The sequence below is a fragment of the Massilia aurea genome (genome assembly GCF_040790145.1).
Classification (GTDB): domain Bacteria; phylum Pseudomonadota; class Gammaproteobacteria; order Burkholderiales; family Burkholderiaceae_D; genus Telluria; species Telluria aurea_C.
On sequence record NZ_JBFMMP010000007.1, the window covers coordinates 81311 to 97289 of the forward strand.

Consider the following 15979-nt stretch of genomic DNA (forward strand, 5'->3'; position numbering starts at 1 on the left):
GAAAGGCTGCGTTGCCGCCACCCAGGATGGCAACGCCGAATAAATCCTTTCAGCCAAATCTCATTCTAAATCGTAGCTCGTTTCTTCTCGCCCTGCTCGAGACTATCCGTCAGATTTGCAGTTTCTTCAGAACTGGATCCCTCGGCTGGGCAGGGCCCAGTGGCGATAGGACAAGCTCGAACAGGATCTTCGAGTGTGACATTCATAGCGTTTTCGGCTTTGAAACGTAGCGCTCGTCCAAAACGACTCATACCCTCCCAATCTACGACTTGCTCACCGTTAACGTCTGTTTTCACAGGCACCATAATGCGGGTAGCCTTAAGTCGCTCCAAAGATGCCCCGTTTCCCCACTGGAACTTGCTCATCTGTTCTCGGAGCAGCGCAACGAGAATTGCTCCATTGTCGGCAGAAAGTCGAGGATGTCGCAGCACCTGGATTTCTTTGCTCGTATAGAAAGCCGCCGGCTGATAAAACACTGTAGATGTTGAAACTCCGATTGTGATCGCGTTCGCAGCATTAGGCGGATCGAACCTTTGGTGCGGCAGAAATGCTCCGATTCCGTTTCCGCCACCCGAACGCGCCACATATGGAACCGATGGATTACCAGATAGGATCGCTTTACTGAGATCGAACCACTTTCCAGCTGCGCGCATAGTCTCAAACACATCCGTAATGAGTACTGGCGCATACACCAACTCTGGCACTACGGTATCGTCGATCGAGGTCAACTTCCGAACAAGTCTCACTCGATTTTTTGCGTTTGCCAGCAATTCTGCGCCGAGGCGTGTTAGTCCCTCCCAATCAACAACCTGCTTGCCCTCCGCGTTAGTAGTCACAGGAGCCATGATTTTTTGACGGTTAAGTCGAGTCAGCGTAAGCTTGTAGCCGAAACCGAACTTCGGTACACATTGTTGCGTAAGCATGCTCGCAATTAACAGCAGGGCCGGCTCGGTAGCCTGATCGGACAGCGGTTCAAGCGCAATGACGTCGTCCGAGGCGCTGAACGGAGCTGGCTGGAATCTTGCGTGCCCAGTTCCGCCGTCACCGTTATAAATCAAGGTAACCCAGCCCCCTGGAAACAATACTGGAGTAGCTGCGAAATCAGTAATGCTGTTGTTTACTCTGGATGCGCCGACAAACGGAGTCGTTCCAATTTTTCTATGCGCTGCGATCAACCGCTTACCCTTATGAGCGCGGAACAGCCCAGATTGCTTCTTATCGACATCGACCACGTACACCGGGGCAAAGGTCAGCTCATCGAATGTGCTCAAGCGTCTGCTCCTGCCGGCTGTAGCTTCTTCTCTTTAGGCGTGATGAGGGCGCCTTTGCCATGGGCGTGCATATCGACCTGCCACGAAAGGTAGTCCGCGACTGTTGCCATAAAGTCCTCGACAGTTGGAGGCTGGTCATTGAAGTAAAAATACGAGTGCTGCCATTCATCCTGCGCCGTGATTTCGGAACGGACGATAAACCGGGTGTCATCGACCGCCTCACCGCGTAACACTTCAAGCAGGTGCTTGCGTCGCGAAGCCGCCGTGCCGTCGTCAGTGAGTCCTCGATGCATTTTTACCTTGTAGCCGTCGCGCTGGAAGTTGACAAATTTTACTTTCGCATCTGCCGCGTGTGGCCGCCATGCGGTGAATAGCGCAATTACTGGATGGACTCCAACTCCTGAATCCGCAAATGTCTCGCCATTCATCGTAATGACTGCATCGAGCGTGTGCTTCTTCAGGAGCGCCACTTTTCGGTCCTTGTCCTCCTTTGTCTTCCCTACCATGGTCGATTGCGGAACAATCGCTGCGAGACGACCACCGGGGTTCAGAAACTCTAACGCTTTTGAAATAAAAGCCAGCTCAGATAGGTGACGCGTTGTCTTGTCCTTCGCTTGCGAGTATGGCGGATTCAGCAGTACCTTTGTGAAGCCGTGACCGTCTCTGGTCCAACTATCTCCTGGCCCCTTTGTGTCACCCCGCATTTCGTGTAAGGGAGCTTCAAAGATCGAGTCGCGACGGAAGTTCGCCTTACCGTCGCCGCGCAGAATCATATTCGTAGCACCGATAGCAAACAGTTTGTCTTGTAGTTCGATACCGTAGAGCCGATTCTTGCGAATGTCCTCCCTTATCGCTTCGTCGTCCCCAGCATCTTTGAACATGCGGTGCATTGCAGTGATAAGGAACGATGCGGTACCAGCCGTCGGGTCTAAAACCCAGTCCGCAGCGCCAACATCAATAAGCTCAGTCATGAGCGATGTGACGTGATCTGGAGTAAGCACAATGCCGAGTGTATTACCGTCGCCGCCGCCATACGAGATAAACTCGTGGTAGAAGTTCCCGAGTACGTCAAATGAACTCATTGATGGATCTGTGACGACCTTCTGCACATCGTCTTTGAGGATTTTTGCAAAATGCTTGAGTGGGGTCATCCCCAACTCAGGATGTACGCGATTTAAAGCGGGTGATTTTTCAATGAACGCGAACTGATCAAGCAATGTGCCGATCTTCTGCTGCGGACCGAAACCCTTCGAGACCATATACGCATTGGCTGCTTTATAGATCTTTGCACCGTCCCAGTCGTCCGGCAATTTCTCGTGGTATGAGCCCTTTAGCTCGTCGATGACGAATCCTGGCTTCTCCAGAGCTAGCAAAATTGCGGATACGAGAGGCGCCTTTCGATCGTTTTCAACCGACCCGAAGTTGCGCATCCCTTCATGCAAACGCGAAGCAGCTGCCTTTACAGTATCAAGCCGAATCTCTGCCCGTGACTTATTTCCGCGCACTGAGACTGAGTAATACTCGCTAATTGCTTCCGCACCGAACACATCAAGGTTTGCAAGATCGTCGAGCAACTTAACTTGGCCAGGCTCAACGTAAGCGACGGCGATCTCGTGATGATGCTCTTCACCGCCAATGCCAACGGCAAAGATGCCCTTATCATACGGCACCCCATTTTTTAACATCGTCTGGGCGTAATGCACAGCGCCATTCAGCGCATAATCTTGCCTATATGGGAATTCAGTGGTTACCTTATCGTCTTCAAGGAACCGGGTAAAGCGTGCTTCCTTTTTATCTTCGATAACTACAATAAAATCATCGACGGTGAAAACGAATTCGGGTTTGCCTTCACCCTTTTGAGTCTTCGACTTAGAGCCTCCCGCAAGCGCGCTCCGCTTCCAAGCTGGGCCCCCATCATGCTCCCACGGTCTCGTTTCTCCGATATCGCGCAAGAGTTCTCGAACGAACTGATCGGTAGCCTTCTCGTTGCCCATCTATATTACCCTTAAAATCTTGTAAATTTTTTAATAAACTTCGTAAAGCGAGAGACTCTCATTCTTCTCCCAGCCGCACTGTCTTGACACCCAATGCAGCCATGCACTGAGAAAAGAACACGAAGCTGAAGGTACCCCGATTGATCTTCGCAGCAATACCCTTGTAGGTCTCATGTACACCGATTGAATTCAGACGGCTTGCAAGCTCTTCATAGCCAACGCCAGAGCGGGCCAGCTCTGCTTTAAGCAGGTTTGATGAGCATCGGTTCCATTCGTCAGCAATCATCTCAGCCCCTATTGTTAGTATTAGGCAATACTACACGAACGTATAAATTTCTACAAATATATTGATTTTCTTGCGTATGCGGGTAGCTGGATACTCATAGGCGTGTTGGCAACTCCTCTACGTCGTCACACAGATCGTGCATTAGCTTACTGCGTGAGGGGCTAGTCCTGGCGTCCGAAGGACGAGTACCACCGTAGGCCTACACCTAAGAGATAGCAGATGGGTTGTGGGCAGATTACGTTTAGCGTTTCGACCGCTTGATCGAGCAATGTTGTCTGCAAAAACACGAGCAAACGTTACATCCAGACGCTTCTCGGCCCTAGGCGAAAGCGTCGGGCCGTGCTGCAACCTAGCGCTCTCTTCACAGCTACCAGTCCCCATTTGGCAAATTCGACAAATGGGCAAGCGCTTGCGCTCATGAGTCGCCGCACTACTTAACCCAGCCCTCACTTGAGAGAGTGGTATAGAACAGACCTTCTACATGTGATATTTACCCGTTTGACGATCCTCCCATTTGGCAAATCCAACAAATGGGACGACGTGAGCGGTCGCGGCAGGCGGCCTACGGCAGCAACAGGCTGTAGGTTTCAACGTCCAAGGCCCTAGCAATTTTCTCTAGATTGTCGAGAGATATGTTCCTTGCATGGCGCTCCACATGAGCGATGAATGTACGGTGTAGGCCAGCCTCGAGCGCAAGTCGCTCTTGCGACCAGTCACGTGCTTGACGCAGGCAGATCATATTTTTCGCAAGGAGGCTCCTGGCGGAGAGGACGCTTGGTGGCGTCGTAGGGGTGGTTGGCTGCATCGAAGCAGTCTTACAACGTGCCGCTTTTGCGTCAGCCGCTTTTGCGTCACAATATGATTTTTGACTGGGTTTGAGCGTCAGAAGTGCCCCGAGGCTCTTCTCTAGCGCCACTCTCTAGCTGAGCGAGGCAAAGACCATGACCCTTAGCAATGATGATGATAGATTTGCAAACGACCCAGAAGATATGGACGAAGGGAGTCTAGGATTGACCGTGGAGGAAATTAGTGAGCAGGCAGTAACAGCTTTCTATAACGAGACTTGGGGCAAACGCTCCAACGTTGCTGACAGGAACGCTGAGCCGAGTGAATTTGCAAGGTTGCACGCGCTCCCTGGGACAATGCACGTCAGTGGCTTAATAGATCTTGCACAGATTACAGATTCTTTATTTTTGCCTGATGAGCGAAAACTGTCTGCTGTACGGCCACCGGTACCACTGGAGCTGCTCAAACGAAGGGCAGAGGTCCGACGGTATGCGGAGGAGGTTTTTGGCTCGGAAAAGAAGGCTAACGGGTGGTTTGAGAGGCCGATGGCAGTGGTCTTAAATCGAAGGAGGCCTGCTGAGCACTTGCAAACTCTCGAAGGTGTGATGAGGTAGAGGCATTTCTGCGCTCCTTTTATCCGCCAGAAGATAAGACCGAGTGAGGCGCGACTGTTTGCATTCGACGTACTGCTCACTAGGTGTAACGAGCATTATCCGTCGCAAGCTTTGGGACCAGACTCAAATCCGTTCGTTACCGTTTACACCACCAGAACCTATGAACTCCCCTGACGACTTCCACGAATTTCCACGAGACCTCGGCGGCTGGCATGGACCAATGACCCGCCCTCCTGCGCCACGTGAGCCTGAGCCAGGCCTGAGCTTCATAGCCCGGCTTCGCTGGCATGTACGTGAGTATTTTCGCCCAAAGTCTGACTGGGAACGTATAGGTATCAAACTAGCTAAGGCACAGCAACAATAATGAAGCACACGCTACTCAGGACTGGAACCTACACGCCATGGGAAGGTAATGAAGGAGAATTTAGAACACAACTTTACCCTGATGGATCAGCGATGAGTGTAAATGAACGAGGCATTTTTTTTGTTAGGAGAAGGCATCCATACTTTGTCAGCATAGCTTGCAGGGGCCAGCAGGCATCGATCGAACTGGACCGAGGTGTAAGCAACCAGACCTTGCAACGAGCCACTTTTCTACGAGTTATTTCTCCGGTTTCTTAAACGGCGCCTCGTTGGCACTAACTATTCCACTAACCTTGCCCCACTAACCAGTAGTGGATTGCGTAGCATTCAGCGGTTAGGATCTACTTAGCATTCGTCACTCGCAAGAGGCTTTACGATCCGCATCACACTAGCGCGTGAGATGTCGTAATCCCTAGCGAGTGCGCTAATTGATGCGCCGGCAGAATGACGAGCGGTCATCACCGTGCGCTGCTCATTTGTCGTGCTGGCTGGGCGGCCGAGAATCTTACCCTGCGCTTTGGCTCGCGCCAACCCCGCCTGCGTTCGCTCGACCAACAGGTCCCGCTCCATCTCAGCCATCGCCGCAAGCATAGTTAGCATCAGTTTGCCTGCCGAAGAGGTCAGGTCCAGCTTGCCGAGTTGGAGGACAATAACCTCAATGTGGCGCGCGGCTAACATCTTGATCGTAGCTCCGATATCCTGGGCATCCCGACCAAGGCGATCAAGTTTGGTCACGACCAAAGTCTCATGATCGCGAATCTTGCCGAGCAAGATGCGGAACTGTTCACGTTGCAATGCTGGGACCTTACCGCTTACTCCCTCATCTGCATACCAGTAATTCACGTCGTACCCAGCACGCTCAAGTTCGAGACGTTGGTTTTCGCTTTGCTGCTCTTTCGTACTCACGCGACCATATCCAAAAATTGCCATTTATTACATTTCCCTGTCCAGTTCGATGCTCATATGTTCATTAACCTCAGAATTTTATTTGAACATGTTCATAAATAGAAGAACTATTTTATGAACATCCCAGTCAGACATGAAGACGCACTGTTCAAAACCGGTCCATTTTGAACAGGATCGCCGACGGCACAAGACATAGAGAACACAGGGAAGGATGGGCAGACACGGCAAGCTATGCAAGGCGGACTCGACAAGCCTGTGCGATGCGGATGCGCGCTACTGACTGGAGACGCGCACTTTTAAGTAACTCAGTTGAATTTTTCAACCAAGAGTGGTAACCTTGGTTCATTGAGACGTTGGTGCGCCGGACAGAAGTACGTTATCCGGGCGAACTGATCAATAGACGTGAGGCCGCTCTTTGAGTGGCCTTTTGTCTTTCTATGCGGCAGAACGCACGTTCTTCGGCAGCACGTTGTCTCCCTTCGGAATGACAGAGTAGAGCTCAGCCTTGGGCTTACGCTGTGTCAGTTCAAACACCGCTTCGTCCAGTACTTCATTTCCATACCCATCCTTCCTCCTAGCCGTGCTCTTCAGCGCAGTCATCCTTACAGACGACTGCACTTTAGCCGATGCCGCTAGGGCATGCTCAATCTGCAAAACTACATCATCGATCGTGTAGCCGTCACGTTGCACCCTGCTTTTGTATACATGGGAGCCGATGAATACGATCTCTGGACTTTCTAAGCGAGGCAGTTGGGCCGCCACCTTGAGCTGGTTGAGCGTTGCGAACTGCTCTGGTGTAAAGCAGCCAATCACGACGGCGCGTACTCGCCCACATCTAGCCACCTCTTCCAGATTGGCGCGGATTAAACATTGTGCATTATTAAATAGAGGCATATGCTGAAAGCAGGCTTCGACCTGGTACCTTCTCGCTAGTACAGTGGTGGTTCTGGCTACATACGTCGTCAACGGTTGTCGGCCGAGCTATGTCACGTAATTTCTTCTATGTCTTACAAGTCCTCATCCTCGGCTTCGTCGAGGTCAGTGGCTCGGATTTCCTGAGCCCGTTGGAAGACTGCGGTGTAAGCAGCCTGCTGTACCCATCCCTTAGCGAGCAAGGCCCTAACTGCGTGGTAGGGGTTGAGCAACAATACAAACTGACACGGCCCAGCCAAGCCAGCCGCGTAATCGATGAAGCCTAATTCCTTGAGTACCCGGAGGTGCTCGCGCCAAGTGGTCACGTTACGCTCACCGGTATAGCCTGCTTCCATGGCAGCCGCAGCCTCAACCTCGATCTTTACCAAGCCTTCATCGAATACACGGCACCACAGTACCAAGTAGGCCTTGCCGGCTGGAACTGACTTGCCGGCCGTGACCTGCTTAGAAGCGTCGGCAATCAGATCCATGAAGAGTGGCATCGTACGTGGAATAGTAGTAAATCCGTCGCGGTCGTTGCGCAGCCAAAGGTGTTCATCGGTAATGTCCGGCCAAAGTTGCTTGCGCATAGCCAGCGTCGCCTTTTGAGCCTTTGAAAGGCGCTTCTTTGTAGCTTTTTCACTGAGCCTAGGTGATATTGGAACCGCTTTCGCGGCCGCCTGGGCACGTGGTTTAATCGTGATCGTTTCGGGAAGCTTCGCCATAATTATCTGGTCTTTCGTTGTTTTGGAATTTCTTAAAAATCATCGTTTCGATGTGCTCTACTTTGACATAAATACGTTTTAAATCAAACACTTACGTTTATTTTACTTAGAAACGGCTTGCAAACATATTTACAATCAACTTTGCTTATTTTTCTTCCATTATACAACTCAGATTCCGAGTTTCGTGATTTGCCGACGCCTAGACCTGCGAGAGGCAGTATCCATGCGGGTTCTCAGTAAATTTGTGGTGCTCATGGTGCTCGTTGTGCTCTCTGTGCTCCTCGTGCTCACGGTGCTCATGGGTATTGCCAAAGGGGCTGGTCCGCCCATCAAGACAAAAAAAAATTTAGTCTAGTCGATGGAAGTAGGCGTGTCGGAAGACAGATAAGCTAGACACGTTCGCATGTAAGAGCGAGCGGAGCAACGGGAGACTAGTGACAGGCGGCACTTTCTCACGAAGACACACCGCCAGCGCGGTATGTAGCGCCAGTAGGAAGTTCTGTTGGATCACCCAGGTATTGAACTGCTGTACTGGCCGGCCAACGAACGTTCAGCCCATGTGGCCCAGCGGGAGACGGCGAGTGCATGCATCAGCTTGCGTGGCGCGCCGTGCTGGCCCGCTCTCATCACCCAAAGGAACTCCGCTGCATTTTTGCCCACTGGGATCTGGCGAGTATTGTCGCGTTCGGCGGAAGTTGATACGCAATAGAGCCGGCGCGGTATCGTGCCACAGGGGAGCGGCCGAAGCACGGGCTCGCGGCCCTCATCAAACACGCGACCTGCTCGTTACTGAGGCAGCTCCTAAGTCGCGTATGCGTTCGCGGCCCGTTAGCCGTGGATCGCGGCGATCTATCTAACATGCTGCGCGATGCAATGCTTATAGCTGCGCTAACTCGAGGAGTTGTGCGCCCGATACGTCAAGTGCCCGAGCGATCTGGCACAAGGTCATAACAGCGACGTTGTTATCGCCCCGTTCGACTCTACCGAGGTAGCTGCGATCCACCTCTGCTAAGTGAGCAAGCTCCTCTTGTGAAAGGCCAGCGGCGAGACGCAAGGTGCGGATGGCGCCCCCTAAAGAAACGAGTTGCGGAGACTGTCGTAGATGGGAAGGGTTTGGCACCCAAGAATGATCCAGCTATACTCTAGAGCAGGCCACGGTACATGTACCTCAAAACGCAGATCTACCCCTTCAGAGTGGTGGAGTCGCGCTAGCTTCAGGCTTATAAAGAATCAATACTTGACAATACATGGGTGCTCGAAATTTCAAGCAGCGGACATGCAGCACATGCGATGTAACGTTTCTTCCTACTGGCCCAAAGACTAGGCAATGTGACAATTGCATGCAAATTTTTAAGCTGTGCGAATGGTGTCACACTAAATTTAGCTTCCGATCTGTTGGACCACAAAATAACGCGAAGCGTCGATTTTGCGCCAACCCTTGTGCAGCTAGTTGGCGCAACGCGCAGCCCGGAAGAGCTGAAGCTTTTAATGAATGGATGACAGGTATCCGTGGCGTGGTGCTGCGCGGCAGGAGTAGCCCCCAGAGTTCCGTTCGCATGAAGGCTAACAATCCTATGTCGAAACCGGAAACTGTTGAGAAGATGAGAAGCAAATTACTCGGCAGGACGTTTCTTGCTAGAGGAGGAAACTCCAAACTGACTAAACCCCAGCTACTGGTGGCAACCAGCCTTGGATTGCCTACCGAAGTAGCAATTGCTACTCGCGAAGTCCGAGCTGATTTTGATAGTCTTCCTCCGTGCTACAAGGTCGATATCGCCAGTGTCCCGCATCGACTTGCCATTGAAATTGATGGGAAGACACATCGTCTTAAAAAATGGAAGTTTCTCGATCGGAGGAAAACAGAAGTTCTTGCTGCGCTCGGCTGGACCGTGATCCGCTTTTGGAACGAGGAAGTTGAGAACGACTTCGATCGGGTTTTAAGCAATATCAAGCACTACCTTGAGACCATGCCTGTAGTTGAGAGGAGCAGCAACGTGTGACACAGTGGCGTTCTTAGCCTATCGCCGCAACCGTGCCTCATGATCCCTTTGACGGTGTCGAAGACATCAGTCGTGCTCGGCATGGTGCCACTATAGTCGCGCGAGAACCAGGAAATCCATTCCAGCGTGGCCAGTTCAACGGCTTCACGTGTTTTCCAAGGAGCGCGGCAGTGGATCAACTCAGCCTTGTAGAGCCCGTTGATAGTCTCGGCCAGGGCATTATCATAGCTGTCGCCTTTGCTGCCTACAGAGGGCTCAATGCCGGCTTCTGCCAGACGTTCGCTGTACTTTATTGACGCGTATTGCGAGCCCCTATCGCTAGGGTGGGCCAAGGCATTTCGTTCGGGCTGACGTGCGTACAGCGACTGCTCTAGTGCATCGAGCACGAAGTTGGTCCGCATCGAGCTGCTTACCCGCCAGCCGACGATACGTCGAGCAAAGACGTCGATAACGAAGGCAACGTAAACGAAACCCTACCATGTCGAGACGTACGTGAAATCGCTAACCCTGGTTTGGCCGCTACGCCTTGAACTGGCGAATGACCCAGTCGAGCGGGCACGGCAGCCGATCTTGGCCGCGATTGACGTGATAGCCGCCCACTGCGACTCATACTCGCTGCCAGACTCGCTAACCGTGGGCACAGCGCGCTCGATGACTTCAGGGGATACTTGAGTTGCTTCTTCATAGCTCCGTTTTCTCAAAGAATGGAGCCTCCACAAAACCCGGGGCGTTTCAAAGTCATGCCGCGTGCTTGCTGCAAATTGGATAGCGGAGCGCGGTGATTGCATGCATCACTACCGATACTGAATAGCTGCTATGGGCAATGCCTGCTTAGTCTCCAACTTAGGTCGTCTCATACAACGGCTGGGAAGCCGTTGTACTCTAGCCAACAAGCCCCCGCGACCCAAATCGTGCTTCAAGCTGTCATTAAGTCGATGAAGGAGCCTGGCTCGGCGCGCGCTCCCCGAAACACAACACCAAAGCTCCTAGCCAATGGCAGCGGATCAGCCTTGTGAGGCTTGAGCAAAGCTTGGATCTGCTTGCCAGGCAACATCGTCTTCGCTAAGACATCCGCGCATCTCTGCAATAAAAGCATGCGCTGCCCCAACGGGTGCTTGACCCGCACTTCGGGCCGGGTAAGGCCATATCTCTTTCCCACTGTTTCGTAGAACGAGGAAAGCCGTGCCGACATCTGGGTCTTGCCACCGTAGAGACGAGCTCCGTTCATTTTTCCTTTCACGAGCGGAATCAAGATGACATGGCAGTGCGGAGAGCTTTCGTCGAGATGAGCAACCGAACTTAACAAAGGCGCTTTAAATTCGGCCTCTGCCCAACGAGTGCAATCTGCAAAATATTCGACCAAGTCCCCTTTCGTCTTGGGCAACGCGGTGAAGATGAGTTCAATACCCACAACGGCGTCCTTCCTCAACGCTTTCCCCTCGGTATCTGCCGTGCTGACAATACCTTTTGCAATACCCATGGCTGCTGTTGACGTGTCTGGTCCGTGCAACGCGTAGTTGTTGATCGTGCGTTTGCTGTCAATGTTGCCGTACGAACCCCGTTCGGCAGCAATCTCTCGAAGGTTATGCCTCAACGCTGCTTGTAAGTGCAAAAATCCGCTCAGTTTGCCGCTGGAGAAGGCACCAGCATCCTGGCTGGATGCTGATACTTCCGCCAAGGCGACGGCCGAGTCATCGCCGACGGTGTCCCTTGGCCATGGGCTCACTTGCCCGCTCCTGCGAGCAGTGCATCCACGTCACTGACGCGCCAGTGGAGCCGATTGCCGAATTTGACGGGGACGATCCCGAAGAAGTGTCCAGTTTGGCAGTACGCCTTCCTGATGGTTTGCTGTGCTCGCTGCATTAGCTTGCCCAGTCCGGCAGTAAGGATGAACTCGCTGCCGTTCGCAACGGCTGCAAGGGCTGGAGAGGAAATCGTGTTGTTGCGCATCGCCATAGTTAGTCCAAAAGCTGCACCAACGTGAGCGGGGTGCTCGAGTTAAAGCGCAGGACGATCAAGACTGTATAGCGGACTTTCGGAAAACTTAGAATTTTTTTTTGCAGCGACGCGTTAGAGCCTCCAGGTCGCTGTTTTACACCCATGAGCGCGTCTTCGGCATCCCAGTCAACGATCAAGCGAGCAATGGGTGCCCCCACAGCTAGGATGCGTTGACGGCAACAGTCAGGCGCCGTCGAGATGCCAGGAACGATGTCGGATTTTGGTGAAGTCTACACAAGTATAGACTTCACACGCCTAGAGAGCCGGGCGCCGTTTCGGCTTGTGCTTAAGCAGCTATCTATGGGTGAACCGGGATTTCTACTACTTGTGAATGCTCATCAGCATGGCGCGGCGTTGCAAAATTTACCCCAGCCTCTTGCAAAATCCACGTTTCGATCTTGGCATGCCACTTCGCTAGAAGGTCCAGCGGACGCCGGATGTAATTCTGTTCACGGACACCTTGAGGTGCATGCCCTTGGATTTGGGCTGCGATTCCTGCTGGGGTTTCCTCCCACTCACTAAGGGTCGCAAAAGATCTTCGTAGCCCATGTAGAGTCAGGTGCGGCAGCCCGGCGGAGGCTAGAGCCTCATTGTGCGCGATCCGTGGCTCCGCAATACGTCCTGACGCTGCTGCTGGGCTGGAGAAGACCCATTCATTGCGACGTGGTAGTTGCTCAAGAAGACGCGCTACGTACGGAGTCAGTGGCACCTGTCGTGCACCTTCGATCTTGTCCTTTATGGTGATGTATCCCCATCTAAAATTCACATCGTCCCATCGCAGTTGAGCCAACTCGTCCCTCCTAGCCCCTACAAGTAACAGACACTGCAAGTAGGCACTGATGACAGGATTCTTGATCTGGCGTACTGCGTCGAACCATGGCTTCAACATAGCCCGCTGCAACACATCATTACGTTTTTTGGGTTTGCCCAAGCTCTCCCGAGCTCGGGTGCTCTTCGTCGGGTTGTTCGGAACCATGTCTGAGTAGATTTTGTGCGTGGAGCACCAGTTCATACAGGCCTTGAGCAGCCTCCAGGAAAGCCTTGCACTGGAAGGACGAGTTTTGGCTTCCACTTTGGCCCACTCTTCAATGCGCTCCGTGGTCAACGCTATCAATGGGACACTCGAAAGCGTAAACAGCGGGCCCGGTTGAGTTAGTTTTCGACTGCGACTGCGGGCCTCTCCTCCCGCTTGGATGAGCTTACGATGTGCGGCGATATGGTGCTCTGACCAGCCATTCTCGCGGCTTCCGATCCGATCTGCAACGTACTCTGGCCAGATATGTCCGAGCGTCACGGACTCCCGCAGGCTAGCCGCCTCAGCGGCATCTCGTGCTGCATCTTGAGCAGCCTGTTGCTCTACTTTCACTTGGCGTGGATCTTGTCCACCATCGACGAGCACTTTCAGGCGTCTGGCCTCAGCTTGTGCCTTGTCCAGGTGCCAGGCCTTTTCTAAACCAATGGTCGTGCGCAAGGTTGCATTGTTCAGCTTCGCCTGAAAGATGTATGCTTTTACCCCATTTGCGGTTGCGCGTAGGCCGAGCCCCGGTGCTTCTGTGTCCCAAAGAAACGACTGACTCTTGCAAGGCTCGCATTCAAAAGCCCGAATGCGGCCCGCGGTGAACTTCACTCTCGCCATTGATGAGCTGCTCCGAAACGTCTAACGTGTAACCGCCATGTAACCCGAACCGGAGTATATCAATCAACGATGAGCAATACAACATCAGTGAAAAATACACGCAACCATTTGAATTTTAAGTGTTTTCTGGCTTATATATACGATAATCAACACTAAGGAATATGGCTTTTCGGCGATTTGTAATCATCAGGTGAGCAGTTCGACACCGGCAGCCCGCACCATCATGGAGCCTAGCCTTTCTTCAAATGGGGCTTTTTGTTGCCAGCAACTTCTATTACGGCTTCCGACAGCGACTCCACGCCGTGTACAGCCGCAATACACTTCCGCTCTGAACGTCCACAATCCTTTCACGTTGGCATTGTCTTTGTACCAGTCATCCCTGTTTTTCCTTTCTAACCATCCCCAACTTGGGTACACTCAATGCATGCCACGTTTGTCGAGCTTCCTGCGTTTCAGCGCGTGCGAGAACTCTACTTCGACGACGAATCATTCAAGCAATTACAGAATGAAATGATGAGACTGCCCGAGGCAGGTGACATCATTCGAGGCACAGGCGGCTTGCGGAAACTCCGCTTTGGGGATGAGCGCCGTGGCAAGGGAAAACGTGGTGGACTGCGCGTTATCTACTTCTGGAAAGACCCTAATGACCAGTTCTGGTTATTTACCGTGTACGACAAAGATGAAGCAAGCAACCTGAGCGCAAAACAGCGTGACGCACTGCGCGAGCGGTTGCAGATGGAAATTGCAGCGGAGAACCAAACAATGACAAAACGCGATATTTTTTCCGAGTTGCTGGAAGGCTTTGACGCTCTTGAGCAGGCCCGACTAGGGAAAACCACACTCAAGACGACGTCAGCCGAATACAAGCCCCCTTCTCCATCACACCAGAAAAGGTACGGCAAATCCGTACCAAACTAAACGTGTCGCAACCCGTATTTGCACGCCAATTACGCACCGAAGCACGCACAATCGCAAACTGGGAGCAAGGCGTTTCCAAACCCAATGCGCAGGCAGCGATCCTGCTTGCATTGGTCGATCGGCACCCTGAACTCATCGACGAAAATCGTCGCATTCTCCTGACCCAGAGCCCCAATCTCGATGCAATAATTACAATCCACAAGATTAGTTTGACCGTAAATTAACCCGATGCTATAGTCGGGCAAAGCCAATGGTAACGTTTCCAAACGTGCCAAAAAAACATGGCACTGAACGGAGACAAGATGGTCAAATCCCGCAACCTGGCAGCAGCCTGCACCTGGTTGTGCGCCGCTGCTTCCTTGCTGGGAATCGCGATCAGCAGCAGCGCACCAGCCAATGCGGCCGCACCCAAAGCAGAAGTCATCCACTGGTGGACCTCCGGCGGCGAATCGAGCGCCGTGAAGCAGGTCGCCCAGGCCTTCCGCAATGCCGGTGGCGTGTGGGTCGATAGCGCCATCGCAGGCGGCGACCAGTCGCGCGCCGTCACCATCAACCGCATCATCGGCGGCAACCCGCCGACCGCTGCGCAGTTCAACACCTCCAAGCAGTTCACCGACGTCATCGAGCAGGATATGCTCAACAACGTCGACGCCGTCGCCAAGGCCCAGGACTGGGACCGCATCCTGCCCGAGCCGCTGATCGACGTCATCAAGCACGATGGCCACTACTACGCGGTGCCGCTCAACATCCACATGCAGACCTGGATCTGGTACTCGAAAGCCGCTTTCAAGAAGGCGGGTATCGACAAGGAACCGGCGAGCATGGACGAATTTTTCGCCGCACTCGACAAGCTGAAGGCCGCCGGTCTCATTCCCCTCGCCCACGGCGGCCAGTCGTGGCAAGAAACCGTGCTGTTCTCGGCGCTTCTGGCCAATATCGGCGGGCGCGAACTGTACCTGAAAGCGATCCGCGACCGCGACCAAACCACGATCCTGTCGCCCGCGTTTCGCGATGTGCTGCTGGCCTTCAAGCGCATGAAGTCCTATGTCGATCCCGGCGCGCCGGGCCGCAACTGGAACGACGCCACCGCGATGGTCATCAGCGGTAAAGCAGGCTTCCAGGTGATGGGCGACTGGGCCAAGGGCGAGTTCACCAATGCCGGCCAGCTGCCGGGCCAGCACTACGGCTGCATCGCGGGCCTCCAACCCGACACGCCGTACCTGATGCAGGGCGACGTCTTTGTTTTCCCGCGCACCGACAAGCCTGAAGCCATCAAGGCCCAGCAACTGCTGGCGCAAGTGGTCTCGCAGCCAGCGTTGCAGATCGCCTTCAGCAAGCTCAAAGGCTCGATCCCGGTGCGCCTGGACGCCCAGTCCAATGAGCTCGACCTGTGCGCGCAAAAGGGCGTCGCCATCATCAAGGACCGCACGCGCCAGGTCGGCGTGACCGAGGTGTATCTCACGCCCGACCAGAACGGCGCGATGCAGGATATCCTGACCGCGTACTGGAATATGGACACGCGGGTCGAGAAGGTCCAGCGCAGCATCGCCCGCGCCCTTAAATACTGACG

16 protein-coding genes and 1 pseudogene are annotated in these 15979 nt (G+C 53.3%); 5 read left to right on the forward strand and 12 right to left on the reverse strand.

Annotated features, from left to right (window positions below):
- Positions 1-65: 65 nt before the first annotated feature.
- The 4 genes from AB2N08_RS12585 to AB2N08_RS12600 form a co-directional block, all read right to left on the reverse strand.
- A complete protein-coding gene (locus AB2N08_RS12585; RefSeq protein WP_367610988.1) occupies positions 66-1271 on the reverse strand; it encodes a restriction endonuclease subunit S in 1206 nt (401 codons plus the stop codon).
- A complete protein-coding gene (locus tag AB2N08_RS12590) occupies positions 1268-3265 on the reverse strand; it encodes an HsdM family class I SAM-dependent methyltransferase (protein ID WP_367610989.1) in 1998 nt (665 codons plus the stop codon). The genes AB2N08_RS12585 and AB2N08_RS12590 overlap by 4 nt, the downstream gene beginning before the upstream one ends.
- A gap of 58 nt (positions 3266-3323) precedes the next feature.
- On the reverse strand, positions 3324-3551 hold the full coding sequence (locus AB2N08_RS12595; RefSeq protein WP_367610990.1) for a DUF6471 domain-containing protein: 228 nt from the start codon (positions 3549-3551) through the stop codon (positions 3324-3326).
- A gap of 562 nt (positions 3552-4113) precedes the next feature.
- Positions 4114-4356, reverse strand: a complete 243-nt coding sequence (locus AB2N08_RS12600) for a helix-turn-helix domain-containing protein (protein WP_367610991.1) — start codon at positions 4354-4356, stop codon at positions 4114-4116.
- Between the two features lie 136 nt (positions 4357-4492).
- Between AB2N08_RS12600 and AB2N08_RS12605 the strand changes: the two genes are divergently transcribed.
- Positions 4493-4951, forward strand: a complete 459-nt coding sequence (locus AB2N08_RS12605; RefSeq protein WP_367610992.1) for an antitoxin Xre/MbcA/ParS toxin-binding domain-containing protein — start codon at positions 4493-4495, stop codon at positions 4949-4951.
- A 708-nt stretch (positions 4952-5659) separates the two neighbouring features.
- On the opposite strand, the gene AB2N08_RS12610 is transcribed toward AB2N08_RS12605, so the two are convergent.
- The 4 genes from AB2N08_RS12610 to AB2N08_RS12625 form a co-directional block, all read right to left on the reverse strand.
- Positions 5660-6244, reverse strand: coding sequence for a recombinase family protein (locus AB2N08_RS12610; RefSeq protein WP_367610993.1), 585 nt, complete (start codon positions 6242-6244; stop codon positions 5660-5662).
- 411 nt (positions 6245-6655) lie between these two features.
- On the reverse strand, positions 6656-7033 hold the full coding sequence (locus AB2N08_RS12615) for a hypothetical protein (RefSeq protein WP_367610994.1): 378 nt from the start codon (positions 7031-7033) through the stop codon (positions 6656-6658).
- A 194-nt stretch (positions 7034-7227) separates the two neighbouring features.
- Positions 7228-7857 (reverse strand): hypothetical protein, encoded by a 630-nt coding sequence (locus AB2N08_RS12620; RefSeq protein ID WP_367610995.1) that lies wholly within the window; start codon positions 7855-7857, stop codon positions 7228-7230.
- Between the two features lie 877 nt (positions 7858-8734).
- On the reverse strand, positions 8735-8977 hold the full coding sequence (locus AB2N08_RS12625) for a helix-turn-helix domain-containing protein (RefSeq protein WP_367610996.1): 243 nt from the start codon (positions 8975-8977) through the stop codon (positions 8735-8737).
- 220 nt (positions 8978-9197) lie between these two features.
- Here AB2N08_RS12625 and AB2N08_RS12630 point away from each other — a divergent pair, with 220 nt between their 5' ends.
- Positions 9198-9857 carry an endonuclease domain-containing protein gene (locus tag AB2N08_RS12630; RefSeq protein ID WP_367610997.1) on the forward strand — a complete coding sequence of 220 codons (660 nt, stop codon included), beginning with the start codon at positions 9198-9200 and terminating at the stop codon, positions 9855-9857.
- On the opposite strand, the pseudogene AB2N08_RS12635 reads toward AB2N08_RS12630, so the two are convergent.
- The 4 genes and pseudogenes from AB2N08_RS12635 to AB2N08_RS12650 form a co-directional block, all read right to left on the reverse strand.
- Positions 9812-10418: pseudogene (locus AB2N08_RS12635) on the reverse strand (IS3 family transposase); the annotation flags it as partial. The gene AB2N08_RS12630 and the pseudogene AB2N08_RS12635 sit on opposite strands and share 46 nt — an antisense overlap.
- A gap of 355 nt (positions 10419-10773) precedes the next feature.
- Positions 10774-11583, reverse strand: a complete 810-nt coding sequence (locus AB2N08_RS12640) for a plasmid recombination protein (RefSeq protein ID WP_367610998.1) — start codon at positions 11581-11583, stop codon at positions 10774-10776.
- Positions 11580-11813, reverse strand: a complete 234-nt coding sequence (locus tag AB2N08_RS12645; RefSeq protein ID WP_367610999.1) for a hypothetical protein — start codon at positions 11811-11813, stop codon at positions 11580-11582. Before AB2N08_RS12645 ends, AB2N08_RS12640 begins: the two co-directional genes overlap by 4 nt.
- 340 nt (positions 11814-12153) lie before the next feature.
- On the reverse strand, positions 12154-13491 hold the full coding sequence (locus tag AB2N08_RS12650; RefSeq protein ID WP_367611000.1) for a tyrosine-type recombinase/integrase: 1338 nt from the start codon (positions 13489-13491) through the stop codon (positions 12154-12156).
- A gap of 420 nt (positions 13492-13911) precedes the next feature.
- Here AB2N08_RS12650 and AB2N08_RS12655 point away from each other — a divergent pair, with 420 nt between their 5' ends.
- The 3 genes from AB2N08_RS12655 (at position 13912) to AB2N08_RS12665 (ending at position 15977) form a co-directional block, all read left to right on the forward strand.
- Positions 13912-14409, forward strand: a complete 498-nt coding sequence (locus AB2N08_RS12655) for a hypothetical protein (protein ID WP_367611001.1) — start codon at positions 13912-13914, stop codon at positions 14407-14409.
- Positions 14410-14411: 2 nt separating this feature from the next.
- Positions 14412-14633, forward strand: a complete 222-nt coding sequence (locus AB2N08_RS12660; RefSeq protein ID WP_367611002.1) for a helix-turn-helix domain-containing protein — start codon at positions 14412-14414, stop codon at positions 14631-14633.
- A 78-nt stretch (positions 14634-14711) separates the two neighbouring features.
- Positions 14712-15977, forward strand: a complete 1266-nt coding sequence (locus tag AB2N08_RS12665) for an ABC transporter substrate-binding protein (RefSeq protein ID WP_367611003.1) — start codon at positions 14712-14714, stop codon at positions 15975-15977.
- Positions 15978-15979: the final 2 nt, after the last annotated feature.